Origin of the sequence: Sphingomonas sp., assembly GCF_042096255.1 — a bacterium.
In the GTDB taxonomy this organism is placed as follows: Bacteria; Pseudomonadota; Alphaproteobacteria; order Sphingomonadales; family Sphingomonadaceae; genus Sphingomonas.
In genome coordinates this window covers 1-22,115 of record NZ_JBELLZ010000062.1, presented here as the reverse complement: position 1 = coordinate 22,115, position 22,115 = coordinate 1, and the positions used below count along the sequence as shown (strand labels likewise).

Below are 22,115 nucleotides of genomic sequence, written 5' to 3'. Positions count from 1 at the left end.
GCTGCCGGACGATCCGTGGAACCGGCCGTACCTTTATGCGGCGCCCGGGCGGCACGGCGATGTCGACGTGTGGACGCTGGGCGCGGACGGCAAGGAAGGCGGCGAGGGGGTCGATGCCGACATCGGTTCGTGGATGTAGGGGTTCCTGGATCTAGGCCGAGGGGCTTCACCCTCGTCGAGCTGATGGTGGTGATCACCGTGATCGCGCTCGGCTCGGCGGTGGCGGTGCTGGCGATGCCCGATCCGCGCGGGCGGGTGCGCGACGAGGCGGCGCGCTTCGCGGTGCGCGCCCAGGCGGCGCGCGACGTGGCGATCGTGGAGGCGCGGCCGGTGAGCGTGTGGGTGGCGGCGGGCGGCTATGGCTTCGATTCATGGCGCGGCGGCTGGGTGCCAATCGGCGAGAAGCCGTTCCGGCTGGAGCATTGGCGCGAGGGCACGCGCGCCCGGATCGAAGGCGCGCCGCGGCTGGTGTTCGACGAGACCGGCACCGCCGAGGCGCCGCTGACGGTGACGCTGACCCGCGACCGGGCGCGGGCGCGGGTGCGGGTGGAGCCGGACGGTCGTGCGCATGTCGAATAGGGCCAAGTCCCCTGGCTTCACCCTCATCGAGGTGCTGGTGGCAATGCTGGTGTTCGGGCTGGCGGCGCTGGCGCTGATCCGGCTCCAGGGCGCCGGCATCCGCGGCACCGCGGCCGTCGACTCGGCGACGGTGGCGCAGATCGTCGCGCGCAACGTGGCGGTCGAGGCGATGACCGACCCGCGCCCGCCTGCGGCGGGGCGGAGCGAGGGGGTGGAGGTCAATGCCGGGCGGCGCTGGCGCTGGGTGCGCGAGGTGCGGCCGACCGGCAACGCCAGCATCCTGCGCATCGACGTGCGGGTGGCGGACCCGTCCGGCACCACCTGGGGGCGGCTGATGGTGGTCCGCCCGCCGGACGCGGGGGCGTGATGCGGGCGCCGCGCGGATTTACGCTAATTGAAGTGATGGTGGCTTTGCTCATCTTCGCGATGATCGCTGCCGCCGGCGTGGGCATCCTGGCGTTCAGCGTCCGTGCGCAGGCCGCCACCGACGCGAAGCTGGGCGAGGTGGCGGGGCTGGCGCGGCTGTCCGCGGCGCTGTCGGCGGACCTGGCGCAGGCGATGGACCGGCCGACGCGCGATCCGGGCGGGACATTGCGCCCCGCCTTCGCCGGCGATGCGACGGGGCCGGTGTTCGTGCGCGGCGGAAGGGCGAGCTTCGACACCGCGGCGCGGCCGACGCTCCAGAAGGTGGCGTGGCGGCGCGAGGGCGACGCGGTGGTGCGGCAGGGCTGGCCGATGCTCGACGGTGCCGCGCCGGGCGAGGCCGCGGTGATGATGGCGGGGGTGCGCAGCATCGCCTGGCGCTATCGCACCGCGGGCGTGTGGACCGACCGGTTCGAGGGCACGCCGACCCGCGCGCTGCCGCAGGCGGCGGAGATTGTCGTGACGCGGCAGGACGGGACGAGCGTCCGCGCGCTGTTCTACGTCGGCGTCGATCCGCGACCGGCAGGGGAGCCGGCGAATGCGCCTGCGAACTGATCCGCAACGGACTCCCCGGGGCGCGGCGCTGCTGACCGTGCTGCTGCTGGTGGCGGTGATCGCGGTGATCGCCGCGGGCGCGCTGGAGCGGCTGCGCGTCTCCACCCGGCTCGCCGCCAATGCCGCCGCGCTGGATCAGGCGCGCGGCTTCGCCTTCGCCGCCGAGACGCTGGCGACGACGCGGGTGACCAGCCTGCTGTCGCAGAGCCGCGACCGGGTGGCGCTGGTGGGCGGGTGGAGCGACCGGCCGTTTGCGCTGCCGGTGCCGGGCGGACTGGCGACCGCGCGGGTGCGCGACGGATCGAACTGCTTCAATCTCAACGGGCTGGTGACGCGCAGCGGCAGCGAGGGGCGCTATGCCGCTTCCGCGCCCAACATGCAGCGCTTCGCCAACCTGATCCGGCTGGTCGGTGCGCCCGGATCGCCCGAGGCGATCGCCGCCGCCACCGCCGACTGGATCGACAGCGACGATGCGCCGCTGCCGGGCGGGGCGGAGGATTCGAACTATTCGGGCTATCGCACCGGCGGCACGCTGATGGCGGACGCCAGCGAGCTGCGCGCGGTCGGCGGGGTGACGCCGGAGGTGTGGGCGGCGCTGAAGCCCTGGGTGTGCGCGCTGCCGGTGGCCGAGCCGGTGAAGATCAACGTCAACACGCTGGCGCCCGAACAGGCGCCGTTGGTGGCCGCGCTGCTGCCGGATGGCAACGTCACCGCAATCCGCACCGCGCTGCTGCGCCGGCCGCCGGCGGGCTACGAGAGCTCGGCCGATTTCTGGACCGCGGCCTCATTTGGCGGCAGCGATGGCGAGTCGCGCGGCGATGTGGCGGTGACCAGCAAGTGGTTCGCACTGCGCATCGATGTGACGCTGGGGCGCACCCGCCTGGTGGAACAGGCTTTGGTGGATGCAAGGACGCTTCCCGCCCGGCTCGTTTCGCGGCAATGGGGCGATCCCGCATGAGCATCGTCCTCTTCCTGCCCCGAGACCCGGACGATCCCTGGCGGTGGCTGCGGGTGGCGGACGGACGCGTCGTTGCGCGCGGCGAGGGGCTGCCCGAGATCGCCGACGCGCCGGTCACCGCGGTGCCTCCAGCCGAATCGGTGACCTTGCACTGGGCCGAGCTGCCCGATCGTTCGCCGGCGCAGGCGACCGCGGCGGCGCGGCTGCTGGTCGCCGAGGCGAGCGCGGCGTCGGTGGCGGACCTGCACGTCGCGGTGGGGCGTGAGCCGGAGGGCGCGGAGCGGCCGATCGGCGTCGTGTCTGCCGAGGCGATGGAGCGCTGGCTGGCGCTGCTCGCCGCGCAGGGGATCGATCCGGTCGCGCTGGTCCCCGCGCCGCTGCTGCTGCCGCGCCCGGCGGAGGGGTGGCTGCACGCCCAGTTGCCGGGCGGCGCGGTTGTGCGCGGCCCGGGGGCGGGGTTCGCCGACGAGCCGGCGCTCACCGCTCTGGTCACCGGCGCGCAGGCGCCGGAGACGCTTGAGCCCGATGCGCTGGACGCGGCCATTGCCGCAGCTGCGACAGAGCCGTCGCTCAACCTGCGCCAGGGCGCCTTCGCGCGGCGCACGCGTCGGGCGGTGGACTGGGCGCTTGTCCGCAAGCTGGCCGTCCTGGTCGCGGTGATCCTGGCGGTGACGGTGGCGATCGATCTGGTGCGCCTCGCCCGTTACTCGATCGATGCAAGCCGCGCTGAGGCCGAGACCGAGCGGGTGGCGCGGCTGGCGCTGCCGCGCGGTAGTCCGCAGGACGGTGATCCCGAGCGGCTGCTTGGCGAGCGGCTGGCGCGGCTGCGCGGGCCGGGGCTGGGCTTCACCCGGATGAGCGCGGCGGTATTCGCGGCGGTGCGCGACGCTGGCGGCAGCGAGGTCACGCGGATCGCGTTCGACCCCGTGGGCGAGTTGCGCGTCGGCCTTGCCACCGACGGCGAGGCCAAGGCCAATGCGGTCAAGCAGGCGCTGGAGGCGGCGGGCTTTGAGGTGACGGCAAGCCCGTTCGCGGCGAGCGGCACGCGCCTCAACGGAGAACTGACGGTGCGTGCGCCATGATCGCCTGGTTCAACGCGCGCTCGCTGCGCGAGAAACGGCTGATCCTCGCCATGCTGGCGCTGGCGGCGGTGACCCTGGTGTGGGCGGCGGCGCTGCCCTTGCGCAACGCGGTGTCGAGCGCGCGGACCCGGCAGGTGGATGCGGTGGTGCGGCTGGGCCGGACGCTCAACGCGGTGGCGGACGTGCGGCGCGCGCAGCGCGCGGGAATCGTGCCGCTGGCCGGCGACCTCGCCAGCGCGGTGCGGACGCGGGCGGAGGCGGCGGGCTTCGCGCTCGCCAGCCTCGATCAGGACGGCGACCGGGTGCGCATCGCCATTTCCACGGCCAAGCCGGGAGCGCTGTTCCGCTGGGTGGCGGAGCTGGAGGCGGCGGGCGTGCTGGTGGATGCGGCGTCGATCACGCCCAATGCCGACCAGACGGTGGCGGTGCAGATGACGCTGAGGGGCCGGGCATGAGGCTGCGGCTGCGCACGCGGCGCACCGCGCTGTTCCTGGCGATGTTCGTCGTCGCGATGCTGGTGTTCCTGCCGATGGGGCTGGTGCTGCGCTGGATCGGGCTGGACACGCAGGGCTTCACCGCGCGGCGCGCGTCCGGCACGATCTGGTCCGGCACGCTGACCGAGGCGCGGTTCGGCGATGTCGAGCTGGGCACGTTGCGCGCCGGGCTGTCGCCGTTGCCGCTGCTGGCCGGGCGGGCGCGGATCGACCTACGCTCGCGCGACGGCGACCCCGAGCCGCGACTCGCCGGTGCCTTCACCGTCAGCCGCAACGCCGTGGGGCTGGACGATGCCAGCGGGCCGATCCCGGTGGGCCAGGCGTTTGCGCCGCTGCCGGTGACCGCGCTGGACCTGAGCGACGTCAGCGTCCGCTTCGTGGACGGTGCGTGCGAGTCGGCGGAAGGCCGCGTGCGCGCGACGCTGGCGGCGGGCGCGCTGCCGCTGCCGGGGTCGCTCTCCGGCACCGCGCGGTGCGCGGGCGGGGCGCTGGTGCTGCCGCTCGCCGGTGCGGCGGGGGAGGGGGCGACCCTCTCGGTGTGGCAGGACGGCCGCTACCGTGCGGAGCTGTCGCTGCCCGCGGGCGATCCGCGCAACGCCGCGGCGCTCCAGGCGGCGGGGTTCATCGATGCCGGGCAGGGTTGGCGGCTTTCCGCCGAGGGGCGCTTCTGATAGGTTGACGAGCGGCGCGCCCGGACGCTAGGGGCGCTGCCTTCGCGGCGACCGTAGTTCAATTGGTTAGAGCGCCGGCTTGTGATGCCGGAAGTTGCGGGTTCAAGTCCCGTCGGTCGCCCCACTTCTCCCCCCGCGCTTTTCCGGCTGGCCTTGCGCGGCGTGGAAGATTATTGCGTCTGCCGGAAATAATCAAACCCGCCGGAGAGTGTGATGGCTGCTGCCTGGGACCTGCCCAACTTCGACGACCATGAGGGCGTCCACCTGTTCGCCGACCCCGCATCGGGGCTGCGCGCAGTGATAGCGGTCCATTCCACCACGCTGGGGCCGGCGGCGGGCGGCGTGCGCTTCTGGCATTATGCCAGCAGCGAGCAGGCGGTGACCGACGCGCTGCGCCTGTCGCGCGGCATGAGCTTCAAGAACGCGATGGCGGGCCTTGAGCTGGGCGGCGGCAAGGGCGTGGTGCTGGCGGGTTCACCCGGCGCGACGATCAGCGAGGCGCAGCTGGTGGCGTTCGGCCGCGCGGTCGAGTCGCTGGGCGGACGCTATGTCACCGCCGAGGACGTCGGGATGTCCGAGGAACGGATGAAGGTGATCGCGGGAGAGACCCGCCACGTTTCCGGCCTGCCGGTGGCGAGCGGCGCGGCGGGCGGCGATCCGGGGCCGTACACCGCGCGTGGCATCTACCTGGGGGTCAAGGCGGCGGCGAAGCGCGCGCTGGGCACCGACGACATGCGCGGCGTGCATGTGGCGATCCAGGGTGTCGGCTCGGTCGGCGGCGGGCTCGCCCGGCTGCTCGCCAAGGATGGCGCGCGGCTGACGCTCGCCGATGTCGACACCATGAAGGCCGAGGCGCTGGCGGCAATGCTGGGCGCGGTGGCGATGCCGGCGGACGCGATCCTGGGCGTGGAGGCGGACATCGTCAGCCCCAATGCGCTGGGTGCGATCCTGGACGAAAGCACGATCGCGGGGCTCAAGACCGGGGTGGTTGCGGGCGGCGCCAACAACCAGCTGGCGACGCGCGAGGACGGCCGCCGCCTGCACGAGCGCGGCATTCTCTACGCGCCCGATTACGTGATCAACGCGGGCGGGATCATTAATGTCGGGCTGGAATATCTCGGCCACGGCGACGAGGCCGAGGTGATGGCGAGGATCGCACGGATCCCCGAGCGATTGGATGAGGTGTGGGACGAGAGCGCCAGCACCGGCCGGCCGGCGAGCGAGGTGGCGGACGCGATCGCGATGCGGCTGATCGGGCGGTAGGGGCTGGTTCGCCGTCCTTGGCGCGGCTAGCTTGCCCGCAAGTCTGACGGAGCGTGCCGTGCGTCTTTTCCACTGCATTGTTGTCGCCGCCTTGTGCGCCGGTCCGCTCGCCGCTCAGGACATCTCGATGGGCGGGATCACGCAGAGCTGGACCAGCAGCCAGCTGCTGCTGAACTCCGAGAAGCGCGCCTGGGCCGCACCCGAGTGCGTGCGTGACGGCAACTGGGGCACGGCGTGCGGCGCACCATCGACGGACCCGGCCGCTCCGCGACAGGCCGAGCCGCGGACGCGCTTCACACCCTCCGCGGCAGCACGGCAGCGGGGATTCGCTCAGATCGTATCGCAGATGCGCGGCGCCGATCCGGCCGGTGCCGCGGCGCTGGAGCGCGAGCTGGCGGGTTCGGACGTGATCGGCGCGATCGGGCAGCGCCTCCAGCCGCTCGGGCTGCGCACCGATGACGTTGCGGACGCGATGACCGTCTATGTCATGGAGTCGTGGGAGGCCGTCTCCGGTCGCCCGCTGCCGCCCAATCGGGCGCGGGTGCAGGCGGTGCGCCGACAGATGCGGATCGCCTCGGCGGACGTGCCCGCGCTGGCCGGTGCGAGCGACGCCACCAAGCAGATGATGGCGGAAAGCATGCTGATCCAGGCGGCGCAGATCAGTGGGCTCGCCGAGACTGCGCGACAGCAGGGCGGTACGCAGGCGACGCAGGTTGCGGATGCGGTGCGCCGCGGTTGTCAGGCGACGCTGGGGCTGGACCTCAGAACCTTGGACCTGACGGACCGCGGTCTGGTCCTACGGGAGAGCGGTGCGCGCTGAGATTGAGCGGGTCGTGGACCGGTAAGGCTTTGCCGCGCCGCTCCGATCGCTTATCGCACCTCTGGTGCCCGCTCTCCACGCCTTCGCCAATCCGGCGCGTTTCCTGAAGATCGCCCGGCCGCTGACGCCGGTGCTGTTCTGGGCCGGTCTGGCGCTGCTCGGCATCGGCCTGTGGGCGGGGCTGACGCAGACCCCGGCGGACTATCTGCAAGGGCAGACGGTGCGCATCCTCTACATCCACGTCCCCGCCGCCTGGCTGGGGATGGGCGGGTGGACGGGCCTTGCGCTCGCCAGCATCGCGCATCTCGTCTGGCGGCATCCACTGGCGGCCATCGCGGCGCGGGCGATCGCGGTGCCGGGGGCGACCTTTGCCGCGGTGTGCCTGGTCACCGGATCGATCTGGGGACGGCCGACCTGGGGGACGTGGTGGCAATGGGACGGGCGGCTGACCAGCATGCTGCTGCTGTTCTTCGTCTATCTCGGCTGGATCGCGCTGTCGCGCGCGGATGCCGAGCGGGGCGGGGACGGGCGGGTGCCCGCGATCTTCGGGGTGGCGGGGACGGTGCTGCTGCCGATCATCCGCTATTCGGTGGTGTGGTGGAACACGCTGCATCAGGGGCCTTCGATCGGGCTGACCAAGTCCAGCATCGATCCTTCGCTGTTGTGGCCGCTGCCGCTAACCGGGCTGGGCTTCTCGCTGCTGTTCGGTGCGATCGTGCTGATGCGGATGCGGGCGCTGCTGGCGCGCGCCAAGGCGGAGGCGCGGATGCGCCGGATGGCGCTGGCGTGAGGGCTGGGGCATGAACCACTGGGCCTATGTGATCGCCGCCTATGCGGTTGCGCTGGGCGCGGTCGGCGGCCTCGCGCTGGCGAGCTTCGTGGCGATGCGGCGCGGCGAGAAGTGACCGCCAAGAACCAGAGGCTGGTGCTGGCGCTGCTGGCGGTGGCGGCGATCGCGGGCGCGGCGTTGCTGGCGCTGTCCGCGCTCCAGGACCAGGCGGCATTCTTCTACGCGCCGTCGGACGTGCGCAAGAGCGGCCTGCCGCTGGGCCGCGCGGTGCGGCTGGGCGGGATGGTCGAGGCGGGATCGGTGACCAGGGCGGCGGACGGCGTGCGCGTCGACTTCGTGGTGACCGACGGGCGCGCGACCACGCCGGTCCGCTTCGCCGGCATCGTGCCGGACCTGTTCCGCGAGGGATCGGGCGTGGTGGCGGAGGGCAGCTTCCAGCCGGACGGCAGCTTCGTCGCGACCAACCTGCTCGCCAAGCATGACGAGAAATACATGCCCCCCGAGGTGGCGGGCAAGATGCACGAGACCAAGACGCTGGACCAGAACGCGAAGTGATCGCCGAAACGGGCCTTGCCGCGCTGTGGCTCGCCGCGGCGCTCGCGCTGCTGCAGGTGATGGTGGGGGCGATGTCTTTTCATCCCTCCCCTGATGGGGAGGGGCTCGTGTCCACCCTCCGCCCCGTCGCCATCGTCCAGGGCGCGCTCGCCGCGTTCGCACTCGCGCTGCTGATCGCGCTGTTCGTGCGATCGGACATGAGCGTGCGGCTGGTCGCCGAGAACTCGCACTCGGCCAAGCCGCTGATCTACCGGGTGGCGGGCGCGTGGGGGAACCACGAGGGGTCGATGCTGCTGTGGGTGACGATCCTGGGCATCGCCGGCGCGGCGGTGGCGTGGCTGGAGCGGCGGCTGGATGCGCGCACGCTGGCGGCCACCCTTGGCGCGCAGGCGGTGATCGCGCTGGGCTTCTACGCCTTCCTGCTGTTCGCCTCCAATCCGTTCGCGCGGCTCGATCCCGCGCCGCTCGACGGGCTGGGGCTGAACCCGCTGCTGCAAGACCCCGGCTTGGCGTTCCACCCGCCGACGCTGTACATCGGCTATGTCGGCCTGTCGGTGGCCTTCTCCTTTGCGGTGGGCGCACTGGTGACCGGCCGCGTCGATCCGGCGTTCGCGCGGGCGATGCGTCCTTGGGTGCTGGGCGCCTGGGTGTTCCTGACGCTCGGCATCACCGCGGGCAGCTATTGGGCCTATTACGAGCTGGGCTGGGGCGGCTGGTGGTTCTGGGACCCGGTGGAGAATGCGTCGCTGATGCCGTGGCTGGCGGCGACCGCGTTGCTCCACTCGGTGACGGTGCTGGCGACGCGCGATGGCTTGCGCGCGTGGACGGTGATGCTGGCGGTGGTCGCTTTCTCCATGTCGATGCTGGGCACCTTCCTGGTCCGGTCGGGCATCCTGACCAGCGTCCACGCCTTTGCGGTCGACCCGGAGCGCGGCACGTTCATCCTCGCTTTGCTGGTGCTCTACATCGGCGGCGCGCTGGCGCTGTTCGCGCTGCGTGCCGGCAGCGTGCGCACCGGCACCACCTTCGATCCGGTGAGCCGCGAGGGCGGGCTGGTGGCGAACAACCTGCTGCTCAGCGTGATCCTGGGGGTGGTGCTGATCGGCACGCTCTACCCGATCGTCGCGGCGGGCGTGGGCGTGCAGCTCTCGGTGGGGCCGCCGTTCTTCAACAAGACCGCGGGGCCGATCGCGCTGCTGCTGGTGGCGATCATGGCGGCGGGGCCGCTGATGCGCTGGCGGCGGGATGACCCGCGGGCGGTGGCGCGGCGGGTGGCCTGGCCTGCGGTGGTGACCGGCGGGGCGGCGGTGGGGCTGGCGGTGCTCGGCGGCGGGCTGGGCGCGATGGCGATCGCCGGGTTGGCGCTGGCGGCGGGGCTGGCGGTGGCGAGCGTGGTGCCGCTGGTCGGCCGCAACCTGCGCCGCACGCCGCTGCACATCTGGGGCATGGTGATCGCGCACCTCGGCATCGCGGTGAGCCTCGCCGGCATGGCGGCGGACGGCGCCTTCACCAGGGAGACGCTGGCGGCGGTGGGCGTCGGCGAGCCGCGCAGGGTGGGGCCGTGGACGGTGACGCTGAAGGGCGTGCGACCGGTTGTGGGGGACAATTGGTCTGCGGTGGAAGCTCGGCTGGCGGCAACGCGCGGCGGAGAGACTTTGGTGCTGCGCCCGCAGTCGCGCACCTTCAGCGCGCCGGTGACCACCACCAGCGAGAGCGCGATCGCGACCCTGTGGGACGGCCAGCTCTACACCGTGCTGGGCCAGCCGGTGGCGGGCGGGCGTGTGCAGCTGCGGCTGTGGTGGAAGCCGCTGGTGACGTTGATCTGGCTGGGCGGGGCACTGATCGCGCTGGGCGGATTGCTGTCGCTGGTCGGGCGTGTGTGGCGCGAGCGGAGGGCGCAGGCGTGAGGCTGTGGGCGCCGCTCGCCGGCTTCGCGCTGCTGATGGTGGTGGTGTCGATCGGGCTGTGGCGGCCCGCGGAGCGCGCCGTGCGCTCGGCACTGGTCGGCAAGCCGCTGCCTGCCATGCGCCTGCCGGCCTCGGTGCCGACGCATCCGGGGGTGGATACCGCGCGCGCGGGCGGCGCGCGGCTGGTCAATGTGTTCGCCAGCTGGTGCGTCCCGTGCGCCGCGGAGGCGCCGCAACTGATGGCGCTGAAGACGGCGGGCGTGAGGATCGAGGGTGTGGCGGTGCGCGACGCACCGGCGGACACGGCGGCGTTCCTGGCGCGGCACGGCGATCCCTTTGCGGCGATCGGCGACGATCGCGAGGGGCGGTTTCAGCTTTCAGTAGGCTCTTCGGGCGTGCCCGAGACGTTCGTGGTGGACGCGCGGGGGCGGATCGCGATGCAGCATATCGGGCCGATCATGGATACGGATGTGCCGGCGATCCTCCAAGCGATGCGGAGGGCGGAATGATGCTGATGCTATCAGCACACCTCTCCGGCGGACGCCGGAGTCCAGTTGCGAGTGGCCCGATACTGAGCCCCCGCGTTCGCCGCGGAGGCGCGATTGCTTTGAGCCTTGCCCTCGCGCCGATCCCTGCCACAGCTGACACGCCCCTCGCGCAGGCGCCGCTCGCCTATACCCAGCTGCCCGATCCGGCGCAGGAGGCGGCGGCGCAGCGGCTGATGGCGGAGTTGCGCTGCCTCGTCTGTCAAGGGCAGGCGGTCTCGGACAGCGATGCCGATATGGCCGGCGCGATGCGCGCGCTGGTGCGGGAGCGGATCGCAAGGGGTGAGAAGCCGGACGCGATCCGGGCATGGCTGATCGAGCGCTATGGCGCCTACGTCACCTATGATCCGCCTTGGTCGCTGGCGAGCGCGCCGCTGTGGCTGGCGCCGCTGTTGCTGCTGGTGCTGGGCGCCTGGGTGGCGCGATCGAGCTTCCGGAGGCGCAGGCGGTGATCGGATTCGCATTCCTGCTCGGCATCGGCGTGGCGGCCTTTGCGGCGATGTGGCTGCTGGGCCTGCCGCGTGCCCTTCGCATGCTGGCGGCGGCGGCGCTGCTGCTCGGCGCGGCGGGCTATGCCTGGCAGGGCCGGCCGGGGCTGGCGGGCACTCGGGCGCAGCCGCAGGTGGCGGCGGTGGAGCTCGATCCGGCGCTGATCGACCTGCGCGGCCGGCTGACCGGACGGTTCACCGCGGAGGGTGCGTATTTCATCGCCTCGGACGCTTTGCTGCGCGCAGGCAACCCGCAGGCGGCGGCGCGGGTGATGCTGGGCGGGGCCTCGGCGCTGCCGGACAATTTCATCCTGTGGACCGGCGCAGGTGATGCGATCGCGCGGCGTGACGGCGCGGTGACGCCGGCGGCGCGGCTGGCGTTCGGCCGGGCGTTCCAGCTGGCGCCGCGGCATCCGGCGCCGCCGTTCTTCCTGGGCCTTGCCTATGCGCGCAGCGGCGAACTGGCGCGGACCCGAGCCCTTTGGCGCCGCGCGGTGGCACTGTCGCCCGAACGGGCGACCTATCGCCGCGACATCGCGCGCCTTCTCGCTGTGGTGGAGATGCAGGTCGCGGCGGGGCAAGGGCGGCCGTAACGCGTCATCCCCGCGAAAGCCATTCGATCTCGGGTTCAGCCTTGATCCATCGGTCCTGCGCGCGTTGCAATTGGTGTGTCATACCGAGGACGGATAGAGAACAGAAAGGATGAGCTGAGCGGATGCAGTTTTGGCGTCCGTGCTATCTCATCTGAATCGTGGGGCTCGACCGGCCCGAACTCATCCGCATGGTCGCCGACAGCGCCGGGATCGCACGCATCGTACTCGAAGCGGTGCAAGACATGCTGCTCCGCGTTACGCTCCAGACTGCGCGCGACGATTACGAAGCCCGGCGCGAGCGCCAGCGCGAGGAAAGCGAGATCGCCAGGCGAACAGGGCGATACACGGGGCGCAAAGCCGATGCCGCCCAACATCGACGGGTCGTCGGCCTGCCCGAGGCAGGCATGAGCATCGCGAGGACGGCCGAACTGGCGGGTTGCAGCATCGCGCAGGTCAAGCGGGTGACCGCCGCATATCGAAAGAGCTGCGCCGTAGGGGCCAGATCAGATGAGGCGCCGCGGAAGTCTGAAGGTCGGTGATCGCACCTTAGCGCAGGTGAGCCTCGGCATCGTCACAAGACGATGGAGCGCTGGATCATCCTCAGAGCATCGCACCGTGGCCGTTCTCCTTTCAGCCGGGACGATTCCCGCCGGACGCGGACGACCATTCACCGTGACCCAACCCGATGGCGGCACCGCCGTACTTGTGACTGGAGCGTGTACTCCATCCTGCGGTGCAATGACGTGCCGTCGCATAGCGGCGGTTGCACTGCGCCGCCGCGCGCCGCACCATGGCACGCATGGCATCGCACATCCTCTACGGAGTCCCGCACTCGCTCTACACGGGAAAGACCCGTGCCTATCTGCGCAAGCAGGGCATCGCCTATGTCGAGCGCACCCCGGTTGATCCGCACTTCCGCGAGCAGGTCGTGCCCCGGATCGGGCGCGGCATCATCCCCGTGGTGGTCACGCCTGGAGGCGAGCTGGTCCAGGACACGGTCGACATCCTCGACCATTTCGAGGCGCAGGGCGTGCGCGCTTCCGCCCGTCCGCCGGGGGCGCGGCAGCGCGTGCTGGCGCACGTGGCCGAACTTTACGCGGTGGTCGGCCTTACCCGGCATGCCATGCATTACCGTTGGTCCTACCTGGACGAGCAGCGGGCTTTCCTGACCGACGCGTTCACGGGCGGATCGGGGCCGGACGGCGCGGCCAAGGTGATGGCGCGGATGCAGTCGTACCTGCCGATGCTGGGCGTCACGCCTGAGACAATCCCGGCGATCGAGGCATCGTACCTTGCGCTGCTCGACCTGATCGAGGCGCATCTCGTCCATCACCCCTATCTATTCGGCGCGCAGGCCTCGCTCGGCGACTATGGCCTGCTCGGTCCGTTGTTCGCGCATCTCGGCCGCGATCCGGTGCCGGCCGACCTGATGCGACGTCGCGCGCCCAGGGTGGCGCGCTGGGTCGAGCGAATGAACGCGCCCGATGCCGACATGCCCGAATATGGCGATCACCCGCCGGGCTATCTCGCCGACGATGCCGTGCCCGACACGCTGCTGCCGCTATTCCGGCACATGGCGGAGGAACTCATCCCGGAACTGAGGGACAAGGCGGCATGGCTGGAAAGCTTCGTCGCCGAGGCCGACCCGCAGGAGGGAGCGCCCGTGGCGGACAAGCCGCACCAGCGCGTGATCGGAACGGTGGACACCAGCTTTCGCGGCGTGCCATTCGCGAGCGGCGTGCAGCCCTATACCTTCTTTCTTTGGCAGCGGGTTACCGACGCGGCCGACGCGCTGCCCCGGGACGGGCAGAAGTCGCTGCACGCATGGTTCGAGAAAGCGGGCCTGTCGTCGCTGCTCGAACTGCCTCGGGCGATCCGGGTCGAGCGCGGCGGCTATGTCGAGCGCTGGGGCCGGCGTCTCACGTCAGCGCCCTAGCGGAGCGCCGCGTCCGGCGCCTTGCCGCCTGTCCGGGTATATCCGCCAACCCTCCCGGAACGGCGAGGTACGGAGCGGCGTAGACCGCTCTAGCGCCCGGCCGAACCGAGAAAAGGCGCGCTATTTTCCTGCAGCGTCCGCGCTGAGCCGTGCGCCCTCGTGTTCCACCATCAGGAGCGGCTCACCATCGAAGCTTTTGGCGGCGAGCGAAACGAGCCTTTGGGCCATTGCCACCAGAGTCCCGCGTCGCTCCTCGTCCTTGCACGCGCGCACCACGCGGCGCAGCGTGGCCAGGTAGCGCATTGCGGCATTGGCGTCACTCGCCGCGTACGTCGCCAGGCGTCCGAACCCTTCCTCCACCAGTTCAGAGAACGTCACCGGATCAGCGACGACCCGGAGCCGGCCTGCATCGTCCGCCCGCCATCGCGACGGCATGATCCGCCCGGCGAGGTCCGCGAAGGCGGCTCCGAGCCAGTCGATGCACGTCATGGCGGTAAACGGGTCGTTGACCCCGGGCGACAGCGCCCGCGCGGCGATCTCGGCCAGTTCGTGAATAAGGAAGGAAAGGTCCTGAGTCGGGCTGCGCCGCGCGCCGACGGAGAAGGGCTGCCGCACCGCGCGAACCACCTCTTCGCGCTGGTCTCCGCCGGAAAGCCAGGCGAGCGCATCACCGGCATGGACGAAGGCGCCGGGGCGCTGCCGTATCGAAAGCGTCAGGCCATGCGCCGTCGCCGCCGCCATCAGCCCTTGCTCATCGACCAGCTGAACGTAGCCCGTCTCGCCGGCAGGGACGATCGTCCGTCCGCTGTCCGGCGCGTGCTCCAGCAGGGCTGGTGGCAGCGCCGGTTCCTCGTCGGTGTCGAGCGCCTGCCCGACCGAGCGCGGGAAGCGCTGGTCGATCCCCGCGATGAGCCGCGTGCCGATCCGTTCGACGATATTGCTGATGTGGATGCGGGTGGGAACGTGGTGAACGAAGAACACCAGCATCGCGACCGATGCGATCATCAGCACCACCGCGACCACCAGCGCGAGCTGCGGCACGAACGTCTCGCCGCCGGTCTCCTCGGGCGACCGGATCGTCCGCAGCACGATCATGCAATAGAGGAAGGTGGCGATGAAGGTGCCGAGCGTCGCCTGATTGCCGCGATCCTCCATGAAGTTGCTGAGCAGACGCGGGCCGTATTGGCCGGAGGCGTAGACGACCGCGGCAATCGTCACCGAGAAAACCGTGCCCGCGACCGTCACCATCGATCCGCCGATCGCGGACAGCAGCGAGCGCGCCCCGTCCGGGCGGGCGGCATAGAGCCAGGACAGGCCATCCATCCAGCCGCTGCCGACCCGGCCGTCGATCCAGACCATCGCGCACGCGAGGACGATCGAGGCGACCACCATCGCGGCGGGGACGAACCAATAGCTCTCCCGAAGCCGGTCGAGGAGCTTGCGGGCGATCGCAGTCAAGAAGCTGTATCCTGCATCCCAGGGAAACGGAACAGGCGCGCGCGAGTTGCCGGAGATTAGCGGAGCGCGGTCAGGATGGTACGCAATGTTCTATGATAACGCCTTCGGCCTGCTGCGCATCGTCATCGTCGGGCCGCTTATCTATGTCTCGCTGGTGGCGGTGCTGCGCATCGCGGGCAAGCGCACGCTGGGGCAGCTCAACGCCTTCGACTATGTCATCACCGTCGCGCTCGGCTCGACCCTCGCCACCGCGGTCCTGTCGAAGGACGTAGCCTTTTGGGAGGGCGTGCTCGGCTTCGTCATGCTCGCAGGGCTGCAGTTCGCGATCGCCTGGACGGCGTTACGCTGGCGGCTGGTGGAGCGGATCGTGAAGGCGCGGCCCTCCGTGCTGCTGCTCGATGGCGCGTTCGACGAGGATGCCATGCGCCGCGAGCGGGTGACCGCCGACGAGATCCGCGCCGCCGTCCGCAAGCACGGGATCGGCGATCTGGCGCAGGTCGCCGCCGTGGTGCTGGAAACCGATGGCCGGTTCAGCGTCGTGCCGCTGGCCCAGGCGGGGGAGCGCACGGCGTTCCCGTGAGGTCAGTGTCGCGCCTCCACCGGCGTGTCGCCGGCCACCCCGCCGCCGCTCATCCGCTGGAGCACGCGGGCGATGGTGCCGCCCTGCACCACCACGGTGAACAGCACGACCGCATAGGTCGCCGCGAGGATCAGGTTGCGCTCCGCGCCCACCGGCAGTCCCAGCGCCAGGGCGACCGAGATGCCGCCGCGCAGGCCGCCCCAGATCAGCGTCACCGGCACGATGCGGCCAGCGGCGCGGACCCGGCCGAAGGCGGACAATGGCAGCAGCACCGAAGTCGACCGGGCGAGCAGCGAGAGGCCGATCGCGCCCGCGCCTAGCAGGATCAGGCCCGCGTCGCGCGGCACCGTCACCACCTCCAGCCCGATCAGCAGGAACAGGACGGTGTTGAGGATGTCGTCGACCAAGTCCCAGAACTTGTGGAGATAGTCGCGCGTCGTCTCGCTCATCGCATGGGCGACACCGGCGTTGCCGACGATCAGGCCCGCCACCGCCATCGCCACGGGGCCGCTGACGTGAAGCGGGCTGGCGACGGCATAGCCGCCCATCACCGTGGCGAGGCTGATCAGCACCTCCACCTTATAGTCGTCGATCGACCGCATCGCGCGGAACGCGATCCAGCCGATCGCGAGGCCGAGCAGGATGCCGCCGCCCGCCTCCTCCACGAACAGCAGCGCGGCATGGCCCGGATCGAGCGGGGCGCCGCTGGTCGCGGCGGCCAGCAGGATCGCGAACACGACCACGCCGACCCCGTCGTTGAACAGGCTTTCGCCCGCCACCGTCGCTTCCAGCACCGGCGAGACGCTGGTGCGCTTGAGCACACCCATGACGGACACGGGATCGGTGGGGCTGATGAGCGCGCCGAACACGAAGCACCAGATCGGCGGCAGCGCATAGCCGAGCAGCCGCGTGAGGCCGAGGAAGCCCAGCCCGACGATCAGCGTGGAGAGCAGCACGCCCGCCGTGCTCAGCACCAGGATCGCCCATCGCCCGCGCTGCAACTGCGTCCACGAGACATGCAGCGCGCCGGCGAACAGCAGGAACGACAGCATGCCGTCCATCAACGTGGTGTGGAAGTCGATCCCGGCGATGAACTGGACGATGTCGTGGCTGACCGTGCTGCCCGGCAGCAGCTCGTCGAGCAGCACCACGCCCAGCGAGGCGAGCGCGCCCATCACGGTGAGCCCGATGGAGGAGGGCAGGCGCAGGAAGCGGAAGTTGACGTAGCCGAGCACCGCGGCGAGCACGATCAGGATCGCCGCCGCGTCGAAGGGGGTTAGAGACAGTCCGCCGATCATCAGCGCACCGGTGCCAGCGTGTTGATTCCGGCTTCGCCATCGCTATCGCCCGCCGGCGGGGCCACCCCGCGATCACGATAGGATGGCAGGTCGGGCGCCCCGGTCGGTATCGGATTCGCCTCCAGTCGGGCGATCTCGCGCTTCATCTCCGCAATTTCGCGGATCTGCGCGTCGATGATGCGATCCGCGATCAGCCGGACGCGCGGATCGCGGATGTGCGCCCGCTCGCTCGTCATGATCGCGATGGAATGATGCGGGATCATCGCTTTCATCCACGCGACGTCGCTGACCGTCTCCTGGCTGCGGACCAGCCACAGCGATCCGGCGAAGACGATGGCGGCGCCGATCACGACGGCGATGTTGGCCCGCCGGTTTTCATACATGCCCCACATGAATCCGATCATGATCGCGGCCATGACCGCACCCATCAGGAGCGCCATCCAGCCCCGGGTCTGGCTGAAGAACAGGTGGCTCGTCGCATAGGTGTTCAGATACATCAGGCCGAACATCACCAGCGTCGAGGTGGCGATCATCGCGGCGAAGCGGCGGTAGGACATGGATTGTTCCCGGACGGAGTGGAGGGCTTCGGACGTTCAACGTACGGCGCGGGGCATCGGACTGCGCACCATGGCCGTTGCGAGGTCCGGAAGCGAGGCAGCCATGCCCGGGCAAACTCAGTACAGTCCGTAGCTGAGGACGAGCAGCGCCGACAGGGTGACGATCATGATGGCGACGAGCGGCAGGCCGGTGCGCGTGTAGTCGCCGAAGCGATAGTCGCCGGCGGACATGATGAGCAGGTTCGTCTGGTAGGCGACCGGCGTCGCATAGCAGAGGTTGCACCCGAACAGCACGGCGAGGACCAGCGGTTCGGCGGGGATGGCGAGCTTCTGCGCGAGGCCGAAGGCGATCGGCGTTCCCACGGCCGCCGCGGTGGTGTTCGATGCGAAGTTCGTGAGCACGGTGACGAACAGCATGATTGCGGCCAGGACGCCGGCTGGCGGCAGGTGGTGCAGCCCCAGGGCGAGCAGCTGGCTGAGCCAGTCGGCGGCCCCGCTCTCCAGCACCAGCCGGCCGACCGCGATGCTGGCGGCGACGAGCACGATGACCTTGGCCGACAGCGCGCGCCCGACCCGATCGAAGCGCACGCAGCCGGTCACGAACATGGCGATGGCGCCTGCCAGCGCGCTGATCGCGATCGGCACCAGGCCGACGCTGGCGAATCCCACCGCGCCGAGCATGATGGCGAGCGCGAGCGGGGCCTTGGCGGTTCGGGGCACCTCCTTGGCGCCCTCCAGGACGAGCAGTCCCTCGGCGCGCGCCAGACGGGAGATCGCCGGCCCCGTACCGGTGGCGAGCAGGATGTCGCCTTCCGCCATGTCGGCCGCGACCTGCTCGCCTTGCGCATCCGCCCACAGCCCCTTGCCGTGGTGGACACCGAGCACTGCGACGTCATGCTCCTCGGCGATGCCGGATGTGGCGACGCGCTTCCCGATCAGGCCCGAATCCGCGGTGATCGCCAGCTCGGCGACCGTCAGGTCCTCGCCGGAGGTCCGTGCGCTGAGCCGCAGACGCTGGAGCAACTCGGCCGGGGCAGTGTGAGCGCCGATCACGCGCATGGCGTCCTCGATCGCCTCGTGCGATGCGGCGATGCCAATGCGGTCGTCGGCGGTGAGCGGGCCGGGTGGTGCGGTGACCAGGCGGACGCCGCTGCCGAGCGGGCGAAGCACCTCCGTAACCGCCCGCCCCAAGGATGGCGAGCGTGGATCCATCCGCAGTTCCGCATGGAACAGCCGCGGCGCGTGGCCGGCCTCGGGCGAGTTGTCCGGCAGCAGCCGCGGCATGACCAGCCACAGGAAGGGAAGGGCGACGGCTGCGGCGGCGAGCACGATCGGGGTGAAGTGGAAGACGCTCATCGGCGGCAGGCCGAGGTCGCTGGCGATCGAGACCACCAGCAGGTTGGTGGACGTGCCGATCGTGGTGGACATGCCCCCGATCAGCACGGCGCTGTTCACGGGGATGAGAGTGCGCGACGCGGGCATGCCGCCGCGATGGGCGAGCGTTACCAGGATCGGCAGCAGCAGCACGAGCACCGGCGTGTCGTTGACGAGCATGCTCATCACCATTGCGAGCACCAGCGTGACCAGGAAGCCAATCGAACGATTGAACCGCCATACCTGCGTCAGCGCACGTGCGGCAGGCTCCAGCGCGCCGGTCACGACGAGCCCGCGCCCCATCACCATCAGCGCGCAGATGGTGACGAGCGCGTAATTGCCGAAGCCTTCGAAGGCGAGCTTGAGGCCGTCCTGTGGACGGTGGTCTGGCAGTGGCGCAAGATAGAGGCCCAGGCCGATGACGCTGATCGTCAGCAGCGAGATAATCTCGATACCGAGCCGCGCCGAGGCGAACCCATAGAACATCGCCGCCGTGACGAGGATGGCGGCGGCGGCGTGCGCCGTGGGCCAGTCGATCACGCCAGCCACCAGATCGCGCCGATCAGGGCGATGGCCCCGCCGCTCACCCCTACCGCCATGATGCGGAAATTGGCGACCGGCACGCTGCTTACCTTGTGCGCGGTGAGCCGGCCCTGGACGACGCACGCGCGCCGCTCCGCCGCGACGATCAGGAAGATCCCGAGCAGGATGAAGACGGTGGCGATCGCCTTGGCGACCCAGGTCGGCTCCACGGGCTGGAACAGCGCGTTGAAGCCGATGCCGATGCCGATCGAGGCCATGGCGGTGCGCGCCCAGCCGCTGAAGGTGCGTTCGTTGGCGAGCAGGGTGCGGTCCTCGGCCAGGTCGGTGCGGTCCTCCGCCAGTTCCGATCGGCCGGGTGTCTCGTCGGACGTCATCAGAGCTGGAGCCGCGCGATGGATCGGAACCTGGGCATCGCGGTCAGCGCGCCTGCTGGTCGTTACGGGCGGCGATCGGCACGGCAGCCGGGAAGACCAGCGTGCGGATCGGGAAGGGAATCTCCATGCCCTCGGCGTCCAGCGCGCGCTTGATTGCCCGCACGACCTCGTCGCGGGTCTTGTGCGCATCGACGGGTTGCGCACCCGCCCACCAGCGGACGAGGAAGTTGATCGAGCTATCGCCGAACTCCTTGGCGTAGACCTCCACCGCCTTGTCGGCGTTCACGTCGGGGGCAGAACGCACCGCTTGCGCGATAACCTCGCGTGCGGCGTCGAGATCGACGTCATAGGCGACGCCGACCTCCACGGTGTGCCGCCGCGTCTTGCCCTGCGTCAGCACGCGCACCGGGTTCTTGAACAGATAGGCGTTGGGCACGACGACGAGCTCGCCGCCGAGTTCGCGCAGGTGCGTGTCGCGCAGCGAGATCGCCTCCACCCGGCCCTCCACGTCCTGGCACTCGATCATGTCGCCGAGGCGCATCTGCTTGCGCAGCATGATCAGGACGCCGGCGAGGAAGTTCTCGAAGATGTCCTTGAATGCGAAACCGATCGCGACCGAGCCTAGTCCCAGCACCGCCAGGATGTTTCCCGGCGTGACGCCCGGGAAGACGATCGCCGCCGCGATCAGCAGGCCCACGGTCCAGATCGCAACCCCGAGCAGCGTCTCGGCAAGGTTGACCAGCGTGCCACGCAGTTCGGTGCGGCGCAGTAGCCATTCAGCCAGCCGCCGGGCGGACTTGGCGACCATCGCCACGACGATGATGACGACCAGGGCGATGGCGAACTGGGGAAGCATCTGGACGAACTGCGCCGCCATGGCGCGGGTCTGCCGGAATAAAATCGCGATAACGTCCAAGAGACCCTCCCTGCAAAGCCAACGCTTCGGTGATCCGACGGTTCAAAAAAGCTCGATGCCGTGAAGACGGTTGCGTCTGGAACGCTTTGCCCCCGGCTATGCACCGCTTGCGCTCCCCCGGTGTAGCGGCCCGGCCGTTCGCCGCCTCGATCTTCGGCCAGATTGATTATATTCCGCTGATCCCGGCGATCCTGGCCGCCCCCAATCGTTACTGCCGTTCAAGGGTTAGAGGCAGCACATGCGACTGATCGCGATTGAAGAGCATATCCTTCCTTCCGCCGTGCGGGACGCCTGGGCGGCGGCGCCGGAACCGCACGATCCCACATCGGCTGCGGCCGATGGCGGGGAGAACGGGCTGCGCTTGGCCGATCTGGGCGAGGGACGCTTGGCGCTGATGGACGAGCAGGGTGTCGATGTGCAGGTCCTGTCGCTGACGACGCCCGGCCTACACAATCTGGCGCCGGAGACCGCTGGAGACATGGTGCGGCGCGTCAACGACCTGATCGCGCAGGCGTGCGCGCGGCATCCCGATCGGTTTCAGGGCTTCGCCGCACTGCCGACCCCCGACCCCGATGCGGCGCCGCGCGAGCTGGAGCGCGCCGTGCGCGAGCTGGGCCTGAAGGGCGCACTGGTATGCGGCCGCACCCGCGATCGCCATCTGGACCATCCCACGCTACGCCCGATGCTGGCCAAGGCGGCGGAGCTGCGGGTGCCGATCTTCATCCACCCGCAGACGCCCCTCGCGGCGGTGCGCGAGGCGAACTATTCGGGCATCGGCGAAACGGCCGATCTCGCGCTCGCCGCGTTCGGCCTGGGCTGGCATTATGAAGCGGGGCTGCAATGGGTGCGGCTGGCGGCGGCCGGCGTGTTCGACGAGCTGCCGGACCTGCAGATCATCCTCGGCCATTGGGGCGAGGTAGTTCTGTTCTACCTTGAGCGGATGTCGCCCGTGTTCGAGCGTACGCTGAACCTTCGCCGTTCCTTCACCGACTATGCGCGTAGCAATCTCTACGTGACCGGTAGCGGTATGTGGAGCGAGACCTATCTCCAGCGCTGCCTGGACATCGTCGGCCCCGAGCGTCTGCTGTTCTCGACCGACTTTCCGTATCAATACAAGCCGGGCGGCGCCCCGCGGCGCTTCGTGGACGAGGTGTCGCTCGACGATGCCGCCCGCGCCGGTTTCGCCCACGGCAATTGGGAGCGGTTGACCGGTCAGGCTGGTTAGAGGGGCCGCCGAGCGGGGGCGGCTCCGCCCCCTCGTTTCGATCAGGCGGCGGCGGCGTCGATCGCGGGCTGGAGCGTTTCGATGAACCCGGCCATCGTCGTTTCGCCCATGTCGACCGACTTCGCGTTGCC

At 70.5% G+C, this 22,115-nt stretch carries 27 protein-coding genes and 1 tRNA gene; 22 read left to right on the top strand and 6 right to left on the bottom strand.

Annotation, left to right across the window (positions count from 1 at the left end; translation table 11 throughout):
• From ACFDTH_RS12070 to ACFDTH_RS11975, 20 genes are all read left to right on the top strand, one after another.
• Positions 1–139: type II secretion system protein GspG (locus ACFDTH_RS12070; RefSeq protein WP_375287775.1), on the top strand; the 139-nt coding region annotated here is incomplete at its 5' end.
• A complete protein-coding gene (locus ACFDTH_RS12065) occupies positions 130–579 on the top strand; it encodes a Tfp pilus assembly protein FimT/FimU (RefSeq protein WP_375287773.1) in 450 nt (149 codons plus the stop codon). The genes ACFDTH_RS12070 and ACFDTH_RS12065, both read left to right, overlap by 10 nt.
• Complete coding sequence (gene gspI, locus ACFDTH_RS12060; RefSeq protein WP_375287772.1) at positions 569–946, top strand: type II secretion system minor pseudopilin GspI; 378 nt, start codon at positions 569–571, stop codon at positions 944–946. The genes ACFDTH_RS12065 and gspI overlap by 11 nt, the downstream gene beginning before the upstream one ends.
• Positions 946–1,557, top strand: a complete 612-nt coding sequence (gspJ, locus tag ACFDTH_RS12055) for a type II secretion system minor pseudopilin GspJ (RefSeq protein WP_375287771.1) — start codon at positions 946–948, stop codon at positions 1,555–1,557. Before gspI ends, gspJ begins: the two co-directional genes overlap by 1 nt.
• Positions 1,541–2,515 carry a type II secretion system minor pseudopilin GspK gene (gspK, locus tag ACFDTH_RS12050; RefSeq protein WP_375287770.1) on the top strand — a complete coding sequence of 325 codons (975 nt, stop codon included), beginning with the start codon at positions 1,541–1,543 and terminating at the stop codon, positions 2,513–2,515. The genes gspJ and gspK overlap by 17 nt, the downstream gene beginning before the upstream one ends.
• A complete protein-coding gene (gspL, locus tag ACFDTH_RS12045; protein WP_375287769.1) occupies positions 2,512–3,597 on the top strand; it encodes a type II secretion system protein GspL in 1,086 nt (361 codons plus the stop codon). Before gspK ends, gspL begins: the two co-directional genes overlap by 4 nt.
• Positions 3,594–4,052, top strand: a complete 459-nt coding sequence (gene gspM / locus ACFDTH_RS12040; protein ID WP_375287768.1) for a type II secretion system protein GspM — start codon at positions 3,594–3,596, stop codon at positions 4,050–4,052. The genes gspL and gspM overlap by 4 nt, the downstream gene beginning before the upstream one ends.
• Complete coding sequence (gene gspN, locus ACFDTH_RS12035) at positions 4,049–4,762, top strand: type II secretion system protein N (protein ID WP_375287767.1); 714 nt, start codon at positions 4,049–4,051, stop codon at positions 4,760–4,762. The genes gspM and gspN overlap by 4 nt, the downstream gene beginning before the upstream one ends.
• 47 nt (positions 4,763–4,809) lie before the next feature.
• A tRNA-His gene (locus tag ACFDTH_RS12030) sits at positions 4,810–4,886 on the top strand.
• Positions 4,887–4,975: 89 nt separating this feature from the next.
• The gene (locus tag ACFDTH_RS12025) at positions 4,976–6,025 is read left to right on the top strand and encodes a Leu/Phe/Val dehydrogenase (protein WP_375287766.1); all 1,050 of its coding nucleotides are present in this window, start codon (positions 4,976–4,978) and stop codon (positions 6,023–6,025) included.
• 58 nt (positions 6,026–6,083) lie between these two features.
• Entirely contained in the window at positions 6,084–6,845 is a 762-nt protein-coding gene (locus ACFDTH_RS12020) for a DUF6683 family protein (RefSeq protein ID WP_375287765.1), read from the top strand.
• 64 nt (positions 6,846–6,909) lie between these two features.
• Positions 6,910–7,635 carry a heme ABC transporter permease CcmC gene (gene ccmC, locus ACFDTH_RS12015; RefSeq protein WP_375287764.1) on the top strand — a complete coding sequence of 242 codons (726 nt, stop codon included), beginning with the start codon at positions 6,910–6,912 and terminating at the stop codon, positions 7,633–7,635.
• A gap of 10 nt (positions 7,636–7,645) precedes the next feature.
• The gene (ccmD, locus tag ACFDTH_RS12010; protein WP_375287763.1) at positions 7,646–7,750 is read left to right on the top strand and encodes a heme exporter protein CcmD; all 105 of its coding nucleotides are present in this window, start codon (positions 7,646–7,648) and stop codon (positions 7,748–7,750) included.
• Positions 7,747–8,190, top strand: a complete 444-nt coding sequence (gene ccmE / locus ACFDTH_RS12005) for a cytochrome c maturation protein CcmE (RefSeq protein ID WP_375287762.1) — start codon at positions 7,747–7,749, stop codon at positions 8,188–8,190. The genes ccmD and ccmE overlap by 4 nt, the downstream gene beginning before the upstream one ends.
• The gene (locus ACFDTH_RS12000) at positions 8,187–10,097 is read left to right on the top strand and encodes a heme lyase CcmF/NrfE family subunit (protein ID WP_375287761.1); all 1,911 of its coding nucleotides are present in this window, start codon (positions 8,187–8,189) and stop codon (positions 10,095–10,097) included. Before ccmE ends, ACFDTH_RS12000 begins: the two co-directional genes overlap by 4 nt.
• Positions 10,098–10,132: 35 nt before the next feature.
• A complete protein-coding gene (locus ACFDTH_RS11995; protein WP_375287774.1) occupies positions 10,133–10,606 on the top strand; it encodes a redoxin family protein in 474 nt (157 codons plus the stop codon).
• Positions 10,607–10,704: 98 nt separating this feature from the next.
• The gene (locus ACFDTH_RS11990; RefSeq protein WP_375287760.1) at positions 10,705–11,094 is read left to right on the top strand and encodes a cytochrome c-type biogenesis protein CcmH; all 390 of its coding nucleotides are present in this window, start codon (positions 10,705–10,707) and stop codon (positions 11,092–11,094) included.
• Positions 11,091–11,723, top strand: a complete 633-nt coding sequence (locus ACFDTH_RS11985; protein WP_375287759.1) for a tetratricopeptide repeat protein — start codon at positions 11,091–11,093, stop codon at positions 11,721–11,723. The genes ACFDTH_RS11990 and ACFDTH_RS11985 overlap by 4 nt, the downstream gene beginning before the upstream one ends.
• A 158-nt stretch (positions 11,724–11,881) precedes the next feature.
• Positions 11,882–12,262, top strand: coding sequence for a helix-turn-helix domain-containing protein (locus tag ACFDTH_RS11980; protein ID WP_375287758.1), 381 nt, complete (start codon positions 11,882–11,884; stop codon positions 12,260–12,262).
• 260 nt (positions 12,263–12,522) lie between these two features.
• Positions 12,523–13,659 carry a glutathione S-transferase family protein gene (locus tag ACFDTH_RS11975; RefSeq protein ID WP_375287757.1) on the top strand — a complete coding sequence of 379 codons (1,137 nt, stop codon included), beginning with the start codon at positions 12,523–12,525 and terminating at the stop codon, positions 13,657–13,659.
• A gap of 120 nt (positions 13,660–13,779) precedes the next feature.
• Here ACFDTH_RS11975 and ACFDTH_RS11970 read toward each other — a convergent pair whose 3' ends face one another.
• Positions 13,780–15,117, bottom strand: a complete 1,338-nt coding sequence (locus tag ACFDTH_RS11970; RefSeq protein ID WP_375287756.1) for a DUF2254 domain-containing protein — start codon at positions 15,115–15,117, stop codon at positions 13,780–13,782.
• An 85-nt stretch (positions 15,118–15,202) separates the two neighbouring features.
• Here ACFDTH_RS11970 and ACFDTH_RS11965 point away from each other — a divergent pair, with 85 nt between their 5' ends.
• Entirely contained in the window at positions 15,203–15,697 is a 495-nt protein-coding gene (locus tag ACFDTH_RS11965; protein WP_375287755.1) for a DUF421 domain-containing protein, read from the top strand.
• 2 nt (positions 15,698–15,699) lie between these two features.
• On the opposite strand, the gene ACFDTH_RS11960 is transcribed toward ACFDTH_RS11965, so the two are convergent.
• From ACFDTH_RS11960 to ACFDTH_RS11940, 5 genes are all read right to left on the bottom strand, one after another.
• Complete coding sequence (locus tag ACFDTH_RS11960) at positions 15,700–16,995, bottom strand: cation:proton antiporter (RefSeq protein ID WP_375287753.1); 1,296 nt, start codon at positions 16,993–16,995, stop codon at positions 15,700–15,702.
• Positions 16,995–17,528, bottom strand: a complete 534-nt coding sequence (locus ACFDTH_RS11955; protein ID WP_375287752.1) for a DUF305 domain-containing protein — start codon at positions 17,526–17,528, stop codon at positions 16,995–16,997. Before ACFDTH_RS11955 ends, ACFDTH_RS11960 begins: the two co-directional genes overlap by 1 nt.
• A 141-nt stretch (positions 17,529–17,669) precedes the next feature.
• Positions 17,670–19,466 carry an SLC13 family permease gene (locus ACFDTH_RS11950; RefSeq protein ID WP_375287751.1) on the bottom strand — a complete coding sequence of 599 codons (1,797 nt, stop codon included), beginning with the start codon at positions 19,464–19,466 and terminating at the stop codon, positions 17,670–17,672.
• The gene (locus tag ACFDTH_RS11945; RefSeq protein WP_375287750.1) at positions 19,463–19,843 is read right to left on the bottom strand and encodes a YidH family protein; all 381 of its coding nucleotides are present in this window, start codon (positions 19,841–19,843) and stop codon (positions 19,463–19,465) included. Before ACFDTH_RS11945 ends, ACFDTH_RS11950 begins: the two co-directional genes overlap by 4 nt.
• A gap of 43 nt (positions 19,844–19,886) precedes the next feature.
• Positions 19,887–20,759 (bottom strand): mechanosensitive ion channel family protein, encoded by an 873-nt coding sequence (locus tag ACFDTH_RS11940; protein ID WP_375287749.1) that lies wholly within the window; start codon positions 20,757–20,759, stop codon positions 19,887–19,889.
• Between the two features lie 238 nt (positions 20,760–20,997).
• Between ACFDTH_RS11940 and ACFDTH_RS11935 the strand changes: the two genes are divergently transcribed.
• Positions 20,998–21,984 carry an amidohydrolase family protein gene (locus tag ACFDTH_RS11935; protein WP_375287748.1) on the top strand — a complete coding sequence of 329 codons (987 nt, stop codon included), beginning with the start codon at positions 20,998–21,000 and terminating at the stop codon, positions 21,982–21,984.
• The last annotated feature ends 131 nt before the right edge of the window (positions 21,985–22,115 follow it).